Below are 1,803 nucleotides of genomic sequence, written 5' to 3' on the forward strand. Positions count from 1 at the left end.
AATGCCCATGGTATTAGGCATGCTGATGATTGTTTTTTGTGGATAGTTAAAACCTAGAGATTTTGCTGCTGACGTAAATTTTGATTGTATTAAATCTACCTCTAAATCTTTACTTTGCTGTAATAACATGCCTTGCATATACTCAACACCTAATGGTTGTAGCAATTGATTCAATTGTTGTTGTTTACCAGGTTCGCCGGCAATCAAGATGTTGCCACCTTTTTCAATGTAGCTGGCAATCTTTTGCAGTTGCAGTGGGGTATAAGGTGTTTTTGGATCAGCAAGGATCAATACGCTCAGGTTTTGAGGAATGGTGTCTTTCTCTGCCAATTCAATGGTTTTTACATCAAATCCCTGGTTGATCAGTGAAGAGCGTCTATTTAAAGTATTGGTTACATCTTTATAAGCTTTATCACCTTTTTTGTTAATGCTTCTTTCATCATTCGAAGCCAAAACGCCAACAGTGGCAGGTTGAGTTAACAAGCGTTTGAGTGCTGCAGTGATTTCAGCTTCCTGCGGATAACCCACCATATCAAAAAACATGCGTAAAAATGTTTGTTTACCATCGTAAGAGATGGTCCGGGTAAAGAAGTTATCTTCGGGTACCAGGTTAATTACTTTTTTAATCTCTTTAGGTGACAGCAATTCGCTAAACTCATAGCCATGAGCTGTAGCTGCACGCTGAGCTTTTTCTTCTAATGTTTTGGTCTTATCATTTCTAGCCATCGCTGTATCATAATAAGCCACATATTTGAATTTAATGCCCGGTAAATAACGGCTATATTGTTCAAACTGTCTCAATTCGAAATTCCTGAATTTTGGTGCACCTAAATGTGCATAGCTATTGTTAACATTAGGGTAAGTAGTAATGGTAACCGGTTTTTTTAGCTGTTTAATGATCGCTAAACTTTCGTCGGTTAGGGTATTGGTTTTAAATCTGGTGGTATCGTAATAAGCGGTTAAAGTAGGCATTGAAGTCACCACACCTACAACAACAACAATTAAAATAACAGCAGCGTAGCGCATGATATGTGCACTTTGGCTTCTGATTTCACGTCCGGCATCAAGCTTCATGATGCTCAACGTTAAGAACAAGAAAATAACCATCAAAAAGTAAACAACATCTTTACTGCTGATGAGTCCGTTGATGAAATTATCTGCCCTGCCCGCAATAGATAGCCAGTAAGTAATGTCGCGGACAAAGTCAATACCGGGACCAATTTTACTTACAAAATTTAACGCTGCAAGAATGGCAAGGGTACTGATGGCCGCCACAACCTGGTAAGAGGTAAGTGATGACATGAATAAACCAATGGCTGCATAAGCGCAGATCAGCAAGTATAAACCCAGCATTCCACCTAAAACATATTGAATATCCATATGCTCAATTGAAAATACGCCAGATATCATAATGCCTAAAAGAACAAGCATCAGGATGCCACCATAGGCCATCATGGCTACAAATTTACCCAAGATGATTTGCAGGTTAGTTACGGGCGAAGAAAGTAACAATTTGAGAGATCCACTGCTAATTTCTCTGCTCATTAAACCCATAGTCAACAAGGGAATGTAGAGATATAACTTTTTTTGTACTGCACTAAAAAAGCCTTCAAAGCCACCAAACATAGATTTAGTGACTGTTTCCAGCACAGACCCCATCTGCTGTTTTGTTTCAGTGGCATAGAGGATATCCGTGAAGCTTACGCCACATTGGAGAATAAAAATAATTAGGACGAGCCAGGCAATAGGGGAATAAAATAATATACTTAATTCCAACCGCGCTATATTGAGTATTTTCTTCAT

At 38.8% G+C, this 1,803-nt stretch carries 1 protein-coding gene; it reads right to left on the bottom strand.

Annotation, left to right across the window (positions count from 1 at the left end):
- Positions 1-1,803 (bottom strand): Gldg family protein (locus tag ACR2F7_RS03675; RefSeq protein WP_432712238.1); only part of this gene is annotated, 1,803 nt, incomplete at both ends.

The organism is Pedobacter sp. (assembly GCF_045628745.1).
GTDB lineage: Bacteria > Bacteroidota > Bacteroidia > Sphingobacteriales > Sphingobacteriaceae > Pedobacter.